Source organism: Bradyrhizobium sp. SZCCT0153 (assembly GCF_018129995.1).
Lineage (GTDB): Bacteria > Pseudomonadota > Alphaproteobacteria > Rhizobiales > Xanthobacteraceae > Bradyrhizobium > Bradyrhizobium japonicum_G.
Genome location: NZ_JAFCKS010000003.1, coordinates 460,934 through 476,032 on the forward strand (window position 1 = coordinate 460,934; position 15,099 = coordinate 476,032).

The 15,099-nt window shown below is 64.7% G+C and carries 10 protein-coding genes; 3 read left to right on the forward strand and 7 right to left on the reverse strand.

Translation table 11 applies throughout. From position 1 onward, the window contains the following. The 3 genes from JQ572_RS15895 to JQ572_RS15905 form a co-directional block, all read right to left on the reverse strand. The gene (locus JQ572_RS15895) at positions 1–3,114 is read right to left on the reverse strand and encodes a bifunctional diguanylate cyclase/phosphodiesterase (RefSeq protein WP_211383967.1); all 3,114 of its coding nucleotides are present in this window, start codon (positions 3,112–3,114) and stop codon (positions 1–3) included. 191 nt (positions 3,115–3,305) lie between these two features. Beyond that, a complete protein-coding gene (locus JQ572_RS15900) occupies positions 3,306–5,042 on the reverse strand; it encodes a putative bifunctional diguanylate cyclase/phosphodiesterase (RefSeq protein ID WP_211383968.1) in 1,737 nt (578 codons plus the stop codon). A 208-nt stretch (positions 5,043–5,250) separates the two neighbouring features. Further along, positions 5,251–6,216 (reverse strand): sensor histidine kinase, encoded by a 966-nt coding sequence (locus JQ572_RS15905; RefSeq protein WP_211383969.1) that lies wholly within the window; start codon positions 6,214–6,216, stop codon positions 5,251–5,253. Between the two features lie 194 nt (positions 6,217–6,410). On the opposite strand from JQ572_RS15905, the gene JQ572_RS15910 reads away from it, so the two are divergent. Continuing rightward, on the forward strand, positions 6,411–7,253 hold the full coding sequence (locus JQ572_RS15910; RefSeq protein WP_211383970.1) for an SDR family NAD(P)-dependent oxidoreductase: 843 nt from the start codon (positions 6,411–6,413) through the stop codon (positions 7,251–7,253). 150 nt (positions 7,254–7,403) lie between these two features. Here JQ572_RS15910 and JQ572_RS15915 read toward each other — a convergent pair whose 3' ends face one another. From JQ572_RS15915 to sthA, 3 genes are all read right to left on the reverse strand, one after another. Next, complete coding sequence (locus JQ572_RS15915; RefSeq protein ID WP_211383971.1) at positions 7,404–8,780, reverse strand: cytochrome P450; 1,377 nt, start codon at positions 8,778–8,780, stop codon at positions 7,404–7,406. Positions 8,781–8,918: 138 nt separating this feature from the next. After that, on the reverse strand, positions 8,919–10,154 hold the full coding sequence (locus JQ572_RS15920) for an LLM class flavin-dependent oxidoreductase (RefSeq protein WP_211383972.1): 1,236 nt from the start codon (positions 10,152–10,154) through the stop codon (positions 8,919–8,921). Between the two features lie 280 nt (positions 10,155–10,434). Further along, positions 10,435–11,826, reverse strand: a complete 1,392-nt coding sequence (gene sthA / locus JQ572_RS15925) for a Si-specific NAD(P)(+) transhydrogenase (protein WP_211383973.1) — start codon at positions 11,824–11,826, stop codon at positions 10,435–10,437. Between the two features lie 170 nt (positions 11,827–11,996). On the opposite strand from sthA, the gene JQ572_RS15930 reads away from it, so the two are divergent. Continuing rightward, on the forward strand, positions 11,997–13,409 hold the full coding sequence (locus JQ572_RS15930) for an MFS transporter (protein WP_211383974.1): 1,413 nt from the start codon (positions 11,997–11,999) through the stop codon (positions 13,407–13,409). Positions 13,410–13,558: 149 nt separating this feature from the next. Beyond that, positions 13,559–14,728 carry an extracellular catalytic domain type 1 short-chain-length polyhydroxyalkanoate depolymerase gene (locus tag JQ572_RS15935; RefSeq protein WP_211383975.1) on the forward strand — a complete coding sequence of 390 codons (1,170 nt, stop codon included), beginning with the start codon at positions 13,559–13,561 and terminating at the stop codon, positions 14,726–14,728. Between the two features lies 1 nt (position 14,729). On the opposite strand, the gene JQ572_RS15940 is transcribed toward JQ572_RS15935, so the two are convergent. Continuing rightward, on the reverse strand, positions 14,730–15,032 hold the full coding sequence (locus JQ572_RS15940) for a hypothetical protein (protein WP_249129072.1): 303 nt from the start codon (positions 15,030–15,032) through the stop codon (positions 14,730–14,732). Positions 15,033–15,099 lie beyond the last annotated feature (67 nt).

A 15,099-nucleotide genomic window follows, 5' to 3' on the forward strand; every position in this document is an offset into this window, starting at 1 on the left:
TCAGGCCACCGCCGCCACGGGCAAAGCATCGCCCGGGCCGAACAGTTTTCGCACCTCGTTGGCCGGCTTCGGTTTGCTGAACAGATAGCCCTGCATCTGGGTGCAGCCGAGCGCGCGCAGAATCTCGCGCTGGGCCTCGGTCTCGACGCCCTCGGCGACCGTGGTCATGTTGCTGGCGGCGGCGATGTTCACCACCGCCTGCACGATCACGGGCGCGCCGCTCGTCTCCGCGATGTCGGCGACGAAGCAGCGGTCGATCTTGATCTTGTCGAACGGGAAACGCTTCAAATAGCTCAGCGAGGAGTAACCGGTGCCGAAATCGTCGAGCGCGATGCGCACGCCGATCGCGCGGAGCTGGTGCAGGATCGAAAGCGCCGCCTCGTCGTCGCGGATCAGCACGGCTTCGGTGATTTCGAGCTCGAGCCGGGACGGGGCGAGCCCCGAGGCGGCGAGCGCGCCGGCGATCCGCAGCGCCAGCGTGTCGCATTTGAGCTGTACCGGCGAGACGTTGACCGCGACGCGCACATGCCCCGGCCAGGTCGCGGCCTCGTTGCAGGCCATGCGCAGCACCCAGTCGCCGAGCTCGTTGATCAGGCCGGTGTCCTCGGCGATCGGAATGAACTCCGCCGGCGATACCATGCCGCGCTCGGGATGCCGCCAGCGCAGCAGCGCCTCGCAGCCGGCGACTTCGCCCGAGCGCAGGTCGACCAGCGGCTGGTAGTGGATCTCGAAACCGCCGTCGACCAGGGCCTGGCGCAAATCCTGCTCCAGGGAGAGGCGCGCCTTGGCGCACGCATCCATCTCCGGCTCGAAGAAACGGTGGGTGCGGCGTCCTTCGGCCTTGGCGCCGTACATCGCGAGGTCGGCATTCTTGATGAGCTGGTCGAGATCGTTGCCATCCTGCGGCGCCAGCGCGATGCCGATGCTGGCATCGGTGGAGAGCTGATGGCCGAAGCAATGATAGGGCCGGCGGATCGCCTCGTAGATCCGCGTCACGAACGACAGCACATCGGCAGACGATTCGATCCCGGTCTGGATCACCGCGAATTCGTCGCCGCCGAGCCGTGCGATCAGGTCGCCCCTCTTGAGGCAGCCGCGGAGGCGGCCCGCGATCGCCTTCAACAGCTCGTCGCCGACGTGATGGCCGAGCGAATCGTTGATGCCCTTGAACTCGTCGACGTCGATATAGAGCAGCGCGAACTGTCCGCCGCCGGGGACCTTCGCCAGCTCGCGCTCGATCTGCTCGCGGAACAGCGTGCGGTTGGGCAGGTCGGTCAGCGCATCGTAATGCGCCATATGCGCGATCTTCTCGTCGGCGCGACGGCGCTCGGTGACGTCGTCGACGACGCTGATGAGATACTGCGGCTCGCCGGACCCATCGCGGATGCTGATCCGCGTCGAGGTGATATAGCGCATCCCCTTGGTCAGGCTCGGCCAGGGATGCTCGTCCTTGAACAATCCAGTGTCGGTGGCTTGCAACGCGTCGCTGTCGTCATCGGTGACGCGTCTTGCCGTCTCCTCCGGGTAGACGTCGAAGGGCGTCTTGCCGACCACGGTTTCCCGCGACTGGCCGAATTGCTCTTCGGCGGTCCGGTTGATCAGGAGATATTGCCGCGTCCGGGCGTCCTTCACCGTGATCTGTGAGGGGATATGGTCGACGATCTCGCGCAGGAACGTGTAGTTGCGGTCGCGTTCCTGCTCCAGATTGCGCCGCTCGGTGATCTCCTCGATCGTCGCGACCCATCCGCCCTGCGCAAGCGGGGTGTTGATGACCTGGAAGGCGCGGCCGTTGGGCAATTGATGGGTCCGGGTGGCGACCTTGCCTTCGGCGACGCCGCTCATGACCTCGGCGCAAAATTCCTCGACGTTGCCGCTGAACGCATTGCACTCCTTGCGGTGGTGCATCGCTTCGTGGATGTGGCAGCCGGGTTTGATGACGTCGTGGGAGAGGCCGAACATGTCGGCATAGCGGCGATTGCAGGTGACGATGTACCCATCGGCATCGTACAGGATCAGCCCCTGGGACATATTGTTCAGCGCAGTGTCGAGCCGCTGCCGCTCCGCCTCCAGCCGCCGCTGGGCCTCGCGGTTCTGCCGGTTGATCTGACGGATGATCAGGAACAGGATCAGCGCGATCGCGGCCGCCGAAAGCGTCGCTGTGGTGATCATGAAGCCGGTCTGCTGCCGCCAGTCGGCCAACGCGGCGCTCGTGGTGCTGGTCGCGACGATGACCAGCGGGAAATGCGAAAGCGACGCCCCCGAGCCGAGGCGATCCTCGCCGTCGATCGGACCCTTGACGCGCAGCGTGTGCCGGCCGCCTTCGGCCAGCATCTTGCGCATCAACGGCGCGTCCTTGAAGTTCCTGCCGATCAGCTCCTCGACATGCGGGTAGCGCGCCAGCATCTTGCCTTCGCGGTCGAACAGCGAGATCGCCGTGCCTTCGGCAAGCGCCACGGATGCGAAGTAGTTCTGGTAGCTGTCCGGATCGATCCGTCTGACCATCGCGCCGAAGAAGGTGCCGTCCGCGCCGTTCAGCCGGCGCGCGACGACCGTGGTCCATTTGCCGATGATGAAGCTGCGGACCGACTCCAGCACCACCGGTTCGGCCATCGGATTCGATTTGAACGTCTGAAAATAGGCGCGCGAGGAGATGTTGATCTTGGGCAGCGGCTGGGCCCGCGACCAGTTGATCAGCTCGCCGTCGGCATCGTAGATCGCGATGTCGCCGAGATAGGACACGGAGCTGATCTTGCTGCGCAGCATCTGGTTCGTCACCGGTCCGGACATGCGCTCACGGAACATCCCGGGCGAGGTGATCTCCGGCAGGTTCATCTGCCCGATCACATCGGCGGCGACGACGTCGGAATCTTCGAATTGCTGATCAAAGTGCCGCGCGATCAGCTGCACGGTGTTTTCCAGCTCGCGCTCGCGGTTGGCGAGGGTTCGTTCGCGAAATTCGCCGACCGCCATGGCGGTCACGGCGAAGATCCCCGCGACCAGCAACACGCCGCACAGGGTCAGCCACAGCACCGGTCCGCGCCGAATGACGGCCTCCCAGCCGTTCCTCGCGGCTAGGAATATTCCGGCTGCAATGCCTGCAATGACCTGGAGCATTCCCCCCTCCCTGGAGGGACAGGAATACACCGCACAAATGGCGCAAACCTTAGCAAAACCAGTTACCTAAGCATTAATCTCGTTGCGCGATCACGGTCTTATCCAGCGCGCCGCTGCATTGCATCATCAACAGCGGTTTAAAATGAATAGCGCCGCTCTTGTCGGCGCCGCAACGGTGAAGGCCCGGGAGGTTACCGCCGATACCCGCTCGCCCGCGAATAGCCCTGGCGGTTGTGCTGGTGCGGCCGGCTTGCGACGCTCGCGCGCGCCTCGCTCGAGACGGGCGTTGCGAGCTTCAACTCCTCCAGGAAGATCGGCCGGGCGAAGTAATAGCCCTGGGCGTAGCGGATCTTGGTTGCGGCCTGGAGATAGGCGAGTTCCTCGTAGGATTCGATGCCTTCGGCGATCACGGTCATCCCGAGCGCTTCGCTCAGGGATTCGATCGCGCGCAAGATGCCCTGGCTGCGCGGGCGTTGATGGATGTCGGTGATGAAGGAGCGGTCGATCTTGATCTCGTCGGCGGTGATGTCGGCGAGCGCCGAGAGCGACGAATAGCCGGTGCCGAAATCGTCGATCGAGATGCCGACGCCGAGCTTGCGGAACATCGGCAGGATCTCGGCCTGGAAATGATTCTTGGCGACGAAGGCATCTTCCGTCACCTCGATCATGAAGCGTTGCGGAAAGCCGGTGTCGTCCAGCGCCTGCGCAAAGCTGCGCATGAATTCGGGGTTGCCGGCCTGCTTGGCCGCGACGTTGATGCTGATGGTCGCTTCCGCGCCGAAGCTCTCGTTGATCAGGTCGACCGATTTGACGATCTCGGCGAGCACGAGATGGGTCAGCTCGTCGATCAGCCCGAGCTCGCCCGCAAGATTGATGAACGAGCCGGGCGCCTGGATCACGCCCTCGTCGTCGCGCAGCCGCACCAGGGCCTCGATGCCCTTCACGGCCTGGGTGCGGATGTCGACCTTGGTCTGGAAGGCGCAGCAGAAGCGCTTCTCGAGGATCGCGAGCCGCAGCGACTGCTCGATCTTCGTTCGCGCCAGCGCCTCGCGCTCCATGCCGGAATCGAAGAAGGCCGCCGTTCCCTTGCCGTTGTTCTTGATGCGGTACATCGCGATGTCCGCATTCTGGCGCAGCGTCTCGAAGCTGCGTCCGTGATCGGGATACAGGCTGACGCCGACGGAGGTGGAGGCGAAGACTTCCGAATTGTCGATGAAGAACGGCGCCGTCAGCCGCTCCAGCGTCGACTGCATGAATTCGGCGACTTCCTCCTGGCTCTGGATCGGGGAGAGCAGCAGCAGGAATTCGTCGCCGGAGATGCGCGACAGCATATCCGAATCGCGCAAGTCGCGCCCGAGCCGCTTCGACAGCTCGACCAGCAGCGCGTCGCCGACGGCATGGCCGTAATAGTCGTTGATGTGCTTGAAATTGTCGACGTCGAGGAAGGCGAGCGCAAAGCGTTCGCCGCCGCGACTCTGCGCGAGCAGGCTGGCGGCGCGATGTTCGATCACGCGCCGCGAGGGCAGGCCGGTCAGCTCGTCGAAATAGGCCGAGCGGAACAGCTGGTCCTCGAAATTCTTCTGCTCGGTGATGTCGGAGGAGGCCGAGATCAAGAGCTCGCGTCCGTCGAGGCGGACCGGACGATGGGTGGTCAGCAGCACCTGGCGTGCGGTCCCGTCGTGGAGCGCTTCCTCGGAGACGACCGGCCGGCCGGAGTTCAGGGCCTGGCGGCAGGCCTCCCGGCGCGGCGCGAGGTCGGGTGAGGGACGGCTGCCGTCCATGCCGAGCTGGGCGGCGGCGACATCGTTGACCAGGAGAAGTTCGCCTTGCGCGTCCTGCACGGTCAGGCCGGCAGGCAGCATTCTAACGATTTCCTTGAGAAATCCGAGTTCGGCTTCGCTCGCGCCGGAAGATCTGTTGTCGTTCATAGAAGTCATGAATCTTGTTGTTTCAGCGCGCCTTTGCAATGAGCGCGATCTTGCGCGGTTCCCTCTTAGGTTTGGTTAAGGGGTCCGGAGAAATACGGGGGTGTTTTGCGGCGATGCGACGCGCGCAGTCCATCGTCATTAACAGAGCGTCAACGGCGCGTGCGAAACCGCGAGCAGACCGCGCGATCGGTTTTCGCCCGCGCTGTGTCTAGCCGCCCTGGGGGATACGGCATTGCATGATGCAATGAAGCCCTGTCCTGAGATACGACACCTCGGCCTTGCCGTCGAAGGCTGACAGCGCCGACTTCAGCAGCTTGGTGCCGAAACCCGGCTCGGAGACCTTGTCGACGCTCGGGCCCTCGGTTTCATCCCAGGTGACGGTCAGGCGGTCGTCGCTGACGGTCCATGACACCTGCAACAATCCGCGCGGCGCGGAGAACGCGCCGTACTTGCCGGCGTTGGTGGCGAGCTCGTGAAACATCAGTGACAGCGTGACCGCAAGCTTCGGCGGCAGGAACAGCCGGTCGCCGTTGAGGGTGAAACGGACATGCCCGTACGGTCCGAGCTCGGAGATTAGGAGATCGCGGATGTCGCAGCCGGCCTTGTCGATCCGCGAGATCAGATCGTCGGTGGCAGCCAGCGACCGCAGCCGCGGATCGATCCGGGCCCAGACTTGCGGCTGGTCGTGCAGCACCTGATGCAGCACGGCATGGACCGTCGACAGCTTGTTCTTCAGCCGGTGCTGCAGCTCGTCGACCAGTAGCTTGCGATAGTCTTCTTCCTCGATAAGGCGTCTGGAGATCCGGCGTTGCTCGACGAGGAGCGAGCGATAATGCTCGACGCCCCAGATGGTGAGCGCGCAGACCGCCCAATAGAGCGCCAGCAGGGCAAAGCGCGCGCGATCGGCGAAGGCATCGCCGAAATTCACGACGACGCCGAGCATGCCGCCGGCCAGCGCCGTGATGACGCCGATGCGAAAGCCGCCGAACGCGGCCGCAAAGAACACGGCCGGGAAATATGGCGTGAAGTAGACGTCGGGCCGCACATGGGCGAGGGCCCAGCGCGCCAGCGTCGCAACCAGCAGGCAGGCGACCGCAAACGCAAGGCTCAGACCGAGCGATGGCGGGGCCACGCCCTGCCAGCCTTTGCGGAATTCGTCGATCAGCTTCCCCATGCACAGCCCGGTTGCGATATGCGTTCGAAAATCGAGCGGTCGCCATGAATGTTACGCATGTGGCCGGCGCAAGCAAAGCTTGCCATGTCGGAAGCCGGCAGGAATAGTGGCTGCTGCGGCGCCGACTGTCGCGGCGCCGTCATCGATCGGTGTCCGCCATTTGGCGTCAAATGGTTCGAAAACAGGAACATTCCATGGGCAGGCTGGATGGCAAGGTCGCGGTGATCACGGGCGCGACGAGCGGGATCGGATTGCGCACCGCAGAAGTCTTCGTTGCCGAAGGTGCCAAAATTGTGATCGCGGGGCGGCGTATACCGGAGGGCGAGGCGCTGGCGAAGCAACTCGGGGCGACTTGCGTCTTCCGCCAGACCGATGTGACGGTCGAAGCGCAGATGCAGGCGCTGATCGCGCTCGCGGTGGAGAAGTTCGGCCGGATCGACTGCCTGTTCAACAATGCCGGCGGTCCGGCGCAGACCGGCGGCGTCGAAGCCCTCGAGGTCGAGCGCTTCGACGCGGCGATGGCGACGCTGGTGCGCAGCGTCATGCTTGGCATGAAGCACGCTGCGCCCATCATGAAGAAGCAGGGGTCCGGCAGCATCATCAACAATGGCAGCATCGCCGGCCGCCTCGCCGGCTTCTCGTCCTCGATGGTCTATGGTGCGGCCAAGGCGGCGGTGATCCATCTCACCAAATGCGTGGCAATGGAGCTCGGCGAGTCCAATGTCCGCGTCAACTCGATCTCGCCCGGTGCGATCGCGACCGGCATCTTTGGCAAGGCGCTCGGCCTGTCGACGGAGGCTGCCGAGAAGACGCCGGCGGTGATGCGCGATGTCTACAAGACCGCGCAGCCGATCCCGCGTGCGGGCCTGCCGGACGATATCGCCCATGCCGCGGTGTTCCTGGCCAGCGACGAGTCCAGCTTCATCAACGGCCACGACCTCGTCATCGACGGCGCAATGACCGGCGGCCGCAACTGGAGCCAGCAGCAGCAGGGCTACGTGGCCTTGCGCAAGGCGTTCGATCAGGGGGCGGGGTAGGTCTCGTACCCCGGACGCAGCGCCGCAGGATGGGCAAAGGCGCGCTCTTCGCGCGCCGTCATTGCGAGGAGCCCTTGCGACGAAGCAATCCAGAATCCCTCAGCGGAAAGATTCTGGATTGCTTCGCTTCGCTCGCAATGGCGGCTGTGGCTAAACCGCCTTCATCCGCACCCGCAAGCCATCCCGGGGCTTCGGGATCGGCCACATCTGCCAGTCCGGCTTGTAACCGGGCTCCAGTGACACCTCGATGTTCTGCAAGAAGTGCCGCGCGAAGCACTTGGCCTGCATGTAGGCGAAGTGCAGGCCGAGGCACATATGCGCGCCGCCGCCGAACGGCACGAAGGCGAAGCGGTGGCGGTTGCGCTGGGCTTCTTCGCCGAAGCGCAGTGGATCGAAGCGATCCGGCTCCGGCCAGATGTCCTTCATGTGGTGCGTGTAGAGCGGATTGACGCCGATTGCGGTGCCGGCGGGAATGGTGAAGCCCTTGAAGGTGAAATCGCGCATGGCGCGGCGCGGCATCGAGGGCACCGGCGGCTTGATCCGCAGCGCTTCCTTGAACGCCATCTCCGACAGCGGCATTTTTTCGAGGTCGTCGAAGCTGCTCGGCGCATCGGGCGCGAGCCCCAGCGCCAGGACTTCCGCGCGCAGTCGGTCCTGCCAGTCGGGATTTGCGGCGAGCTCGCCGATGAAAGACGTCAGCGACGAGGTCAGCGTGTCGTGCGCGGCCATCATCAAGAAGCTCATGTGGTCGATGATGTCCTGCTCCGAGAGCAGCGCGCCGTCTTCATGGGTGGCGCGGCAGAGCTGCGAGAACAGATCATCGCCGCCCTGATTGCCGCGTCGCAGCGGAATCTGCTCGCGGAAATAGGCGACGATGCGCTTGCGTCCCCTCACGCCGGCCGCCATCTGGGTGCCGGGCAGAGGGCGGCGGATCGGGGCGACTGCGGCGGCGACCATGTCGACGAAGGCGCGGTTGATCTCGTCGACCTCCGGCCCGATGTCGGCGCCGAGGAACGAGGCCGCGGCGAGATCGAGCGTGAGCTGCTTCATGGCCGGATAAAGCTGCATCTCGCCCGGCTGGCCCTTCCACTGCGCGACCCGCGCCGCAATGCCGCGGTCGAGATCGCCGAGATAGGACTTCATCGGTCCGGACTTGAACGCGACCGAGAGCGCCTTGCGATGCAGCCGGTGCTCGTCGAAATCGAGCAGCATCAATCCGCGCGGAAACAACAGGCCCAGCACCTTGTTCCAGCCATGCGTCGACGAGAACAGCTTTTGCTGGTCGAACATCACGAGCTCGTTGGCTTCCGGCCCGAGCAGCACGACATTGGTCTCGCCGAAAAAATGCGTGCGGTAGACCAGGCCATATCTGGCGGCGTTCGCCTCGATATGGCCCTTGGGATCGGCCAGCACCTGGAAAGTCTTGCCGATGATCGGCCAGCCTTCGTCGCCGGGGATGTGCGTCAGCTCGTTGCGCTTGGGCGCGGTGAAGCCGAGCGCGGGCGAAGCGACATTCTGCATCGACATGACGATTGCTCCGGTTGGCTGACCGAACGGACATCGCGCGACCGCGGCATTATGGCGGCCCGCGCCGCGTTGACCGCATCAACCTATCACAGGCCGGCATCTCCTGCTCGTGATCGTTGCGTGTCAGTTCGACGAGGCTTACCGCTTGGCGGCTTCCTTCTGCAGATCCGGGGCGTTGACGGCGGGAATGGCGACGCGGCCGGGGCCGGTCACCTTCAGTGCCTCGGCGGCCTTCTCGTTCTCCATGATCTTGGCCATCACCGCCTGGCCCGCGCGCTCGAAGATCGCGCGGTTCTCGATCACGAATTTTTGCGACCGGCGCAGGCCGTCGATATAGCCGTTGATCTCCGGAACCACATAGCGCGCCACCATGTCCCAGCTCCGGCGGGTGGCTTCCGGATTGGCCCAGTCGTGCACGAAGCCGATGATTGCGCCGACGCCGCCCGAGACCTGCATCACGTTCTTGATGGTTTTGACGAGATCGTCGGGCGTTCCGATGGTGGAGGCTGCGCCCTCGACGAAAGCGGTCTTGTCCACGGCCTCGTCGGGCGAGGCGAAGGCGGTGAGGCCCGGTCGCTGCAGCGTGCCGACATTATATTCGTTGTGCCAGCGCATCAGCCCGGCCCCGGCCTCCTTGCGCGCCTGCTCGCGGGTCTCGGCGATGTGAAAGGTCAGGAGCACGCGCCAGTCGGCGCGGTTGACACGGGTGCCGTGCTTTTTCGCCGCGTCCTCGGCAAACTGCCATTGCTGCTGCAGCGACATCAGCCCCTGCGTCGTCATCGAGCCCAGCGAGATGATGCCGATGCCGTATTTGCCGGCGAGTGTCATGCCCGAGGGCGATATCTGCGAGGCCACGACGAACGGCATCTCTTCCTGTAGCGGCAGGATTTGCAGAGCGGCGTCGTTCATGGTGAACCAGTCGCTCTTGGCGGTGACGCGCTCGCCGTTGAAGAGCCGACGGATCACGCCGATCGCCTCGTCCTGGCGATCGCGCTGCGTCATCGGATCGATGCCGAGCGTATGCGCGTCGGAGGCGAGCGCGCCGGGACCGGAGCCGAAGATGGCGCGGCCGCCGGTCATGTGGTCGAGCTGCACCATGCGCTGCGCGACGTTGTAGGGATGGTGGTAGGGCAGCGACACCACGCCGGTGCCGAGCTTGATCCGCTTGGTGCGCTCGCCGGCCGCGGCCAGAAACATCTCGGGCGAGGCGATCATCTCCCAGCCCGAGGAATGATGCTCGCCGCACCAGAACTCGTCATAGCCGAGGCTATCCAGCTGCTCGACCAGGTCGAGATCGCGCCGGAACTGCAGCATCGGATGCTCCCCGATCGGGTGATGCGGGGCAAGAAAGGCTCCGAACTTCAGGCGCGCCATGGCGTTCTCTCCGGCTGGATTTTTTGTTTGTTGAGACGGTGAGGCTAATTGCTGAAGACAGCGAAGGCAATCGCACGATGTCCCGCATGGCGGAATGCAGGCATGCAATGACGAGGCGAGGTGCCTCGTCTCCCTCTCCCCGTTCTTACGGGGAGAGGGTTGGGGTGAGGGGCTCTCTCCGCAGATGAGATCGTCGTGAGACCTGTACCCCCTCACCCGGAATTCAAACTGCGTTTGAATTTCGACCTCTCCCCCCAGGGCGGGGAGAGGTGAAGGAAGATCACCTTGTCATCCTGTTCCAGGCGTCCAGCCCGGCGATCTTGTACGCCTCCGCCAGCGTCGGATAGTTGAACGTGTTCTGGATGAAATAGTCGATCGTGCCTTTGAGGTTGAGCACGGCCTGGCCGATATGGATCAGCTCGGTGGCGCCTTCGCCGAGAATGTGCACGCCGAGCAGGCGGCGCGTCTTGGTCGAGAAGATCATCTTCATCATGCCGCTGTTCAGCCCCATGATGTGGCCGCGCGAGGTCTCGCGGAAGCGCGCGATGCCCACCTCGTAAGGAATGCCGCGGGTGCGCACCTCTTCCTCGGTGAGGCCTGCGGTCGAGATCTCCGGCACCGAATAGATGCCGTAAGGGAAGAACTCCGGCGGTGCCATCGGCTCCATGCCGAGTGCGTGGCAGGCGGCGACGCGGCCCTGCTCCATCGAGGTCGAGGCCAGGCTCGGAAAGCCGATCACGTCGCCGGCGGCGTAGATATGCGGCACGCTGGTCTGCAACGTCACGGGATCGACCGAGATGCGGCCGCGATGGTCGACCACGATGCCGGCGGCTTCCAGATTGAGCTGGTCGGTGGCACCGACGCGCCCCGCCGCGAACAGCAGCATGTCGGTGGTGACATGCCGCCCGTCGGACAAATGCGTGACGATGCTCCCCTGCGCGTTCTTCTCGATCGAGTTGACCTTCGAGCCGAGCCGCAGCGCGACGTTGCGGTCGCGCAATTCGTGCATGAACTCGTCGATCAATTCCTTGTCGATGAAATCGAGGAAGGTCGGCCGCGGCTCGATCAGGGTCACGGGCACGTCGAGCGCGCTGAAGATGGTGGCGTATTCGACACCGATCACGCCGGCGCCTATCACGGCGAGGCTGCGCGGCAGCTTCGGCAGCTCGATGATCTCGTCGCTGTCGAGCACCGTCGTGCCGTCGAAAGGTACATAGTCCGGCCGGAACGGACGCGTGCCGCAGGCGAGCAGGATGAAGGCGGCCGACACCGTCTTGGTCTCGCCGATGGCGCTGGTGATCTCTACCTCGTGCGGCGAGACCAGCCGCGCCTCGCCATTGGCGGTGCGGACGAGATTGCGGCTGAACTGATGCTCGAGGACCTCGACCTCGTGGTCGAGCGTCTTCTGGAGCCGGGTCATCAGATCGCTCGCCGCGATGTCCTGCTTCACGCGGTAGGAGCGGCCGTAGAAGCCGCGCTCGCGCCAGCCGGACAGGTTCAGCACGGTTTCGCGCAGTGTCTTCGAGGGGATGGTGCCGGTGTGAACGGAGACACCGCCGACGCGCCGGCCCTTCTCCACCACCAGCACGGCCTTGCCGAGCTTGGCACATTGCACCGCGGCCCGGCGCCCTGACGGGCCCGAGCCGATCACCACCATGTCGTAGTCGTACATCGGAAGACTTCCGAACCCCGCGAGACCAGCGGAAACCGACATGCAGCAATCGGGCCAAGGGAGCAAGGGCGCGGCAAGAGGACAGCAAGGCCTACCTCGGAGGTAATCGCGCGGACGACGTCGATCTGGGAGCATCGCGCGCAAATAAATCCCGAGAGGTTTGCGCGCCGATGCATCAAATCGTCACAAAGCAGATCGATTCGTCGCGCCGCTGGTGGGTGCTGGCAATCGTCGTCGCCGCCCAGTTCATGTTCGGTGTCGACGCCTTCGTGGTCAACGTCGCCATCCCCACCATCGCGGTCGAGCTGCAAGCGACGCCGGCGCAGATCGAATCCGTCATCGCGATCTATCTGATCGCCTATGCCACGCTGGTGGTCACCGGCGGCCGCCTCGGCGACATCCACGGCACCAGGAACGTCTTTCTGGCCGGCGTGCTCGGATTCACCCTGACCTCGCTCTGGTGCGGTCTCGCGCGGTCAGGCGCGGAGCTGATCGTCGCGCGGCTGGCGCAGGGCGCGACGGCGGCGCTGATGGTGCCGCAGGTGCTGGCGACGCTGCATCTGTTGTTCACGGATGAGCAGCGCGGCCGCGCCTTCGCCATCTATGGCATCGTGCTCGGGCTCGCAGGCGCCGCCGGCTTCCTGCTCGGCGGCCTCCTGATCACGATCGATCTCGCCGGTACCGGCTGGCGCTCGGTGTTTTTCGTCAACGTGCCCTGCGGCCTCGTCATCGCGTCCGCTGCCTGGCGCATCATGCCGTCGGTGCCGCGTCGCGCCGGCACAAAGCTCGATATCAAGGGCAGCGTCGTGCTGTTCGCAGGCCTGTTGTGCCTGATCGGGCCGTTGCTGTTCGGCCACGATGTCGGCTGGGCGCCGTGGCTGTGGGCGGTGATGGGAAGCGGCGGCGCCATCCTCGCAGCATTCCCAAGGCTCGAGCGCGCGGTGGCGCGCGGCGGCGGCATGCCGCTGATCGATCTCACGCTGCTGGCGGATGCGGCCTTTCTGCGCGGGCTTGGCGCGGCCTTCTTCTTCTTCGCCGCCAACCTCTCGTTCTATCTCGTCATGACTCTGTTCATGCAGCGGGGGCTGAAGATCCCGCCGCTCGCAGCCGGCATGGCGTTCATTCCGCTCGCGCTCGCTTTCGTCGTGGCCTCGCGTCACAGCGGCGCGCGAGCGCGCCATCGCGGTACCAAGGTCCTGATCGAAGGCTGCGCGCTTCAGCTCGCGGGTCTCGCTGGGCTGGCGCTTGTCGCGTTCTCTGTCGATGCGCCGTCTGCGCTCCTGCTCGCGCTCACCATGATCATTTTCGGCTACGGCCAGGGGCTCGTCATGGCGCCGCTCTCCGGCGCGGTGCTTTCGACAGTCAAACCCGTCGCCGCAGGCTCAGCCTCCGGCATGTACGGCACGACGGCGCAGATCGGAAATGCGGCCGGAGTGGCCGCAATCGGCGCCGTCTTCTTCACGATCGAAGCCTTGCAATCGCCGCGCGCAGGCTTTCTCGTCTCGCTCGCGTTGTTTGCGGCATTAATCATGATCTGCGCCGCATTTCTGGCGTGGATGCGCCGCGCATCTGCACGAAGTTGAGGCACTGCTGTTAATGCGTGCGGATTCCTGCAGTTTTTCCGCGGATTTCCCTCGATTTTCACCGGATTGACAGCGCACGGTCTTTTTATTTTGCAACGCAGCAACTATCTGGTTTGGCTGACGTTGTACGTCGCCTGCCAGGAGTTGCCGTGTCGCTCGCCAGAAATGTCGATCTCTTGAAACGTCTGCCAAGGCTGGACGGACTGCGCTTTGCCGATTTCGGCCGGAGCGCGGATGCGCCCAGTCCTTTGGTAGAGGTCACCAATTTTGGCGACAATCCCGGGGCCTTGCGCATGTTCGCGTTCGTGCCGGCGCAGCTGCAGAAGCCGCGCGCGCTCGTCGTCGTGCTGCACGGCTGCGGCCAGACCGCAGCAAGTTACGACCTCGGCGCGGGATGGTCGACGCTGGCGGAGCACTACGGCTTCGCGCTGCTGATGCCCGAGCAGCAGCGGGTCAACAACGGCAACACCTGCTTCAACTGGTTCAGTCCGGAAGACACCGCGCGCGACAGCGGCGAGCCGCGTTCGATTCGCGAGATGATCGCGCATATGGTTCAGGCGCATCGCATCGATCCCGGGCGCATCTTCATCACGGGCCTCTCCGCCGGCGGCGGCATGACGTCGGTGATGCTCGCGACCTATCCTGAGGTCTTTTCGGCCGGGGCCGTCATTGCCGGGCTGCCCTACGGCATCGCCTCGAACCTGCGCGAAGCGCTGGACGGCATGTTCCATTCCCCGGCGCGTCCCGCGCGCGAGCTCGGCGATCTCGTGCGCGGCGCCTCGCAGCATAGCGGGCCCTGGCCGAAGATTTCGGTGTGGCACGGCAGCGCCGACCGCACCGTCAATCCCGGCAATGCCAACGAGATCGTCAAGCAATGGCTCGATCTGCACGATCTGCCTGACATGCCGATGGCGGAAACCGATGTCGACGGCTATCCGCGCCAGACCTGGTGGAACAAGGACGGCGAGACGCTGGTCGAGTCCTACGCCATCACCGACATGGCGCACGGCACGCCGCTCGGCCTCGCCGACAACGACCAGCGCTATGGCATCGAAGGCGCCTTCCTGATCGAGGCCGGCATTTCCTCGTCCTACCACATCGCAAAATTCTTCGGCCTGACCGGCTGGATTCCCGACGCGTCCAAGACGAAGGCGGAGCCAAAGCCGACGCCGGTCCGCTCGCCCGCGCCGCACCTCGCCCGCTCGATCCGCGCGGCGGTCGCCGAAGCACCGGCCGAGCCGAAGCGCGAGCAGGCTCGCGGTCTCGATCTCGGCCAGATCATCACGCGCGCGCTTACCGCCGCGGGATTGATGAAGTAATCTACGCCGTCGCGTCGATCATCTCGATCGGCGTTGCCGTCACCTCGCCGCGGGCGACCTTCCGCGTCATCTCCTGATAGGCCTTGAAGAAGTCGCGCGATTGCAGCGTTTTTTGCGCGGCATCGTCGGCGACGCTGGCGAGGTGGAAATAGCTGTTATCGTCGCGATTCTTCAGGACGCGATAGCCGATCCGCCCCTTGAGCTCCGGATCGGCGTCGATCGCCTTGATGAAGCGGCCGATCTGCTGGTGCCAGGCCTCCGTCGTACCATCCTTGAACTCGTATCTGATCATGAAGTGCTTCATGTGACGCTCCCTGTTCGCATTGTGCGTCATCATCTGCGCGCTGGATGCGATCCTGCAAGTATGGACA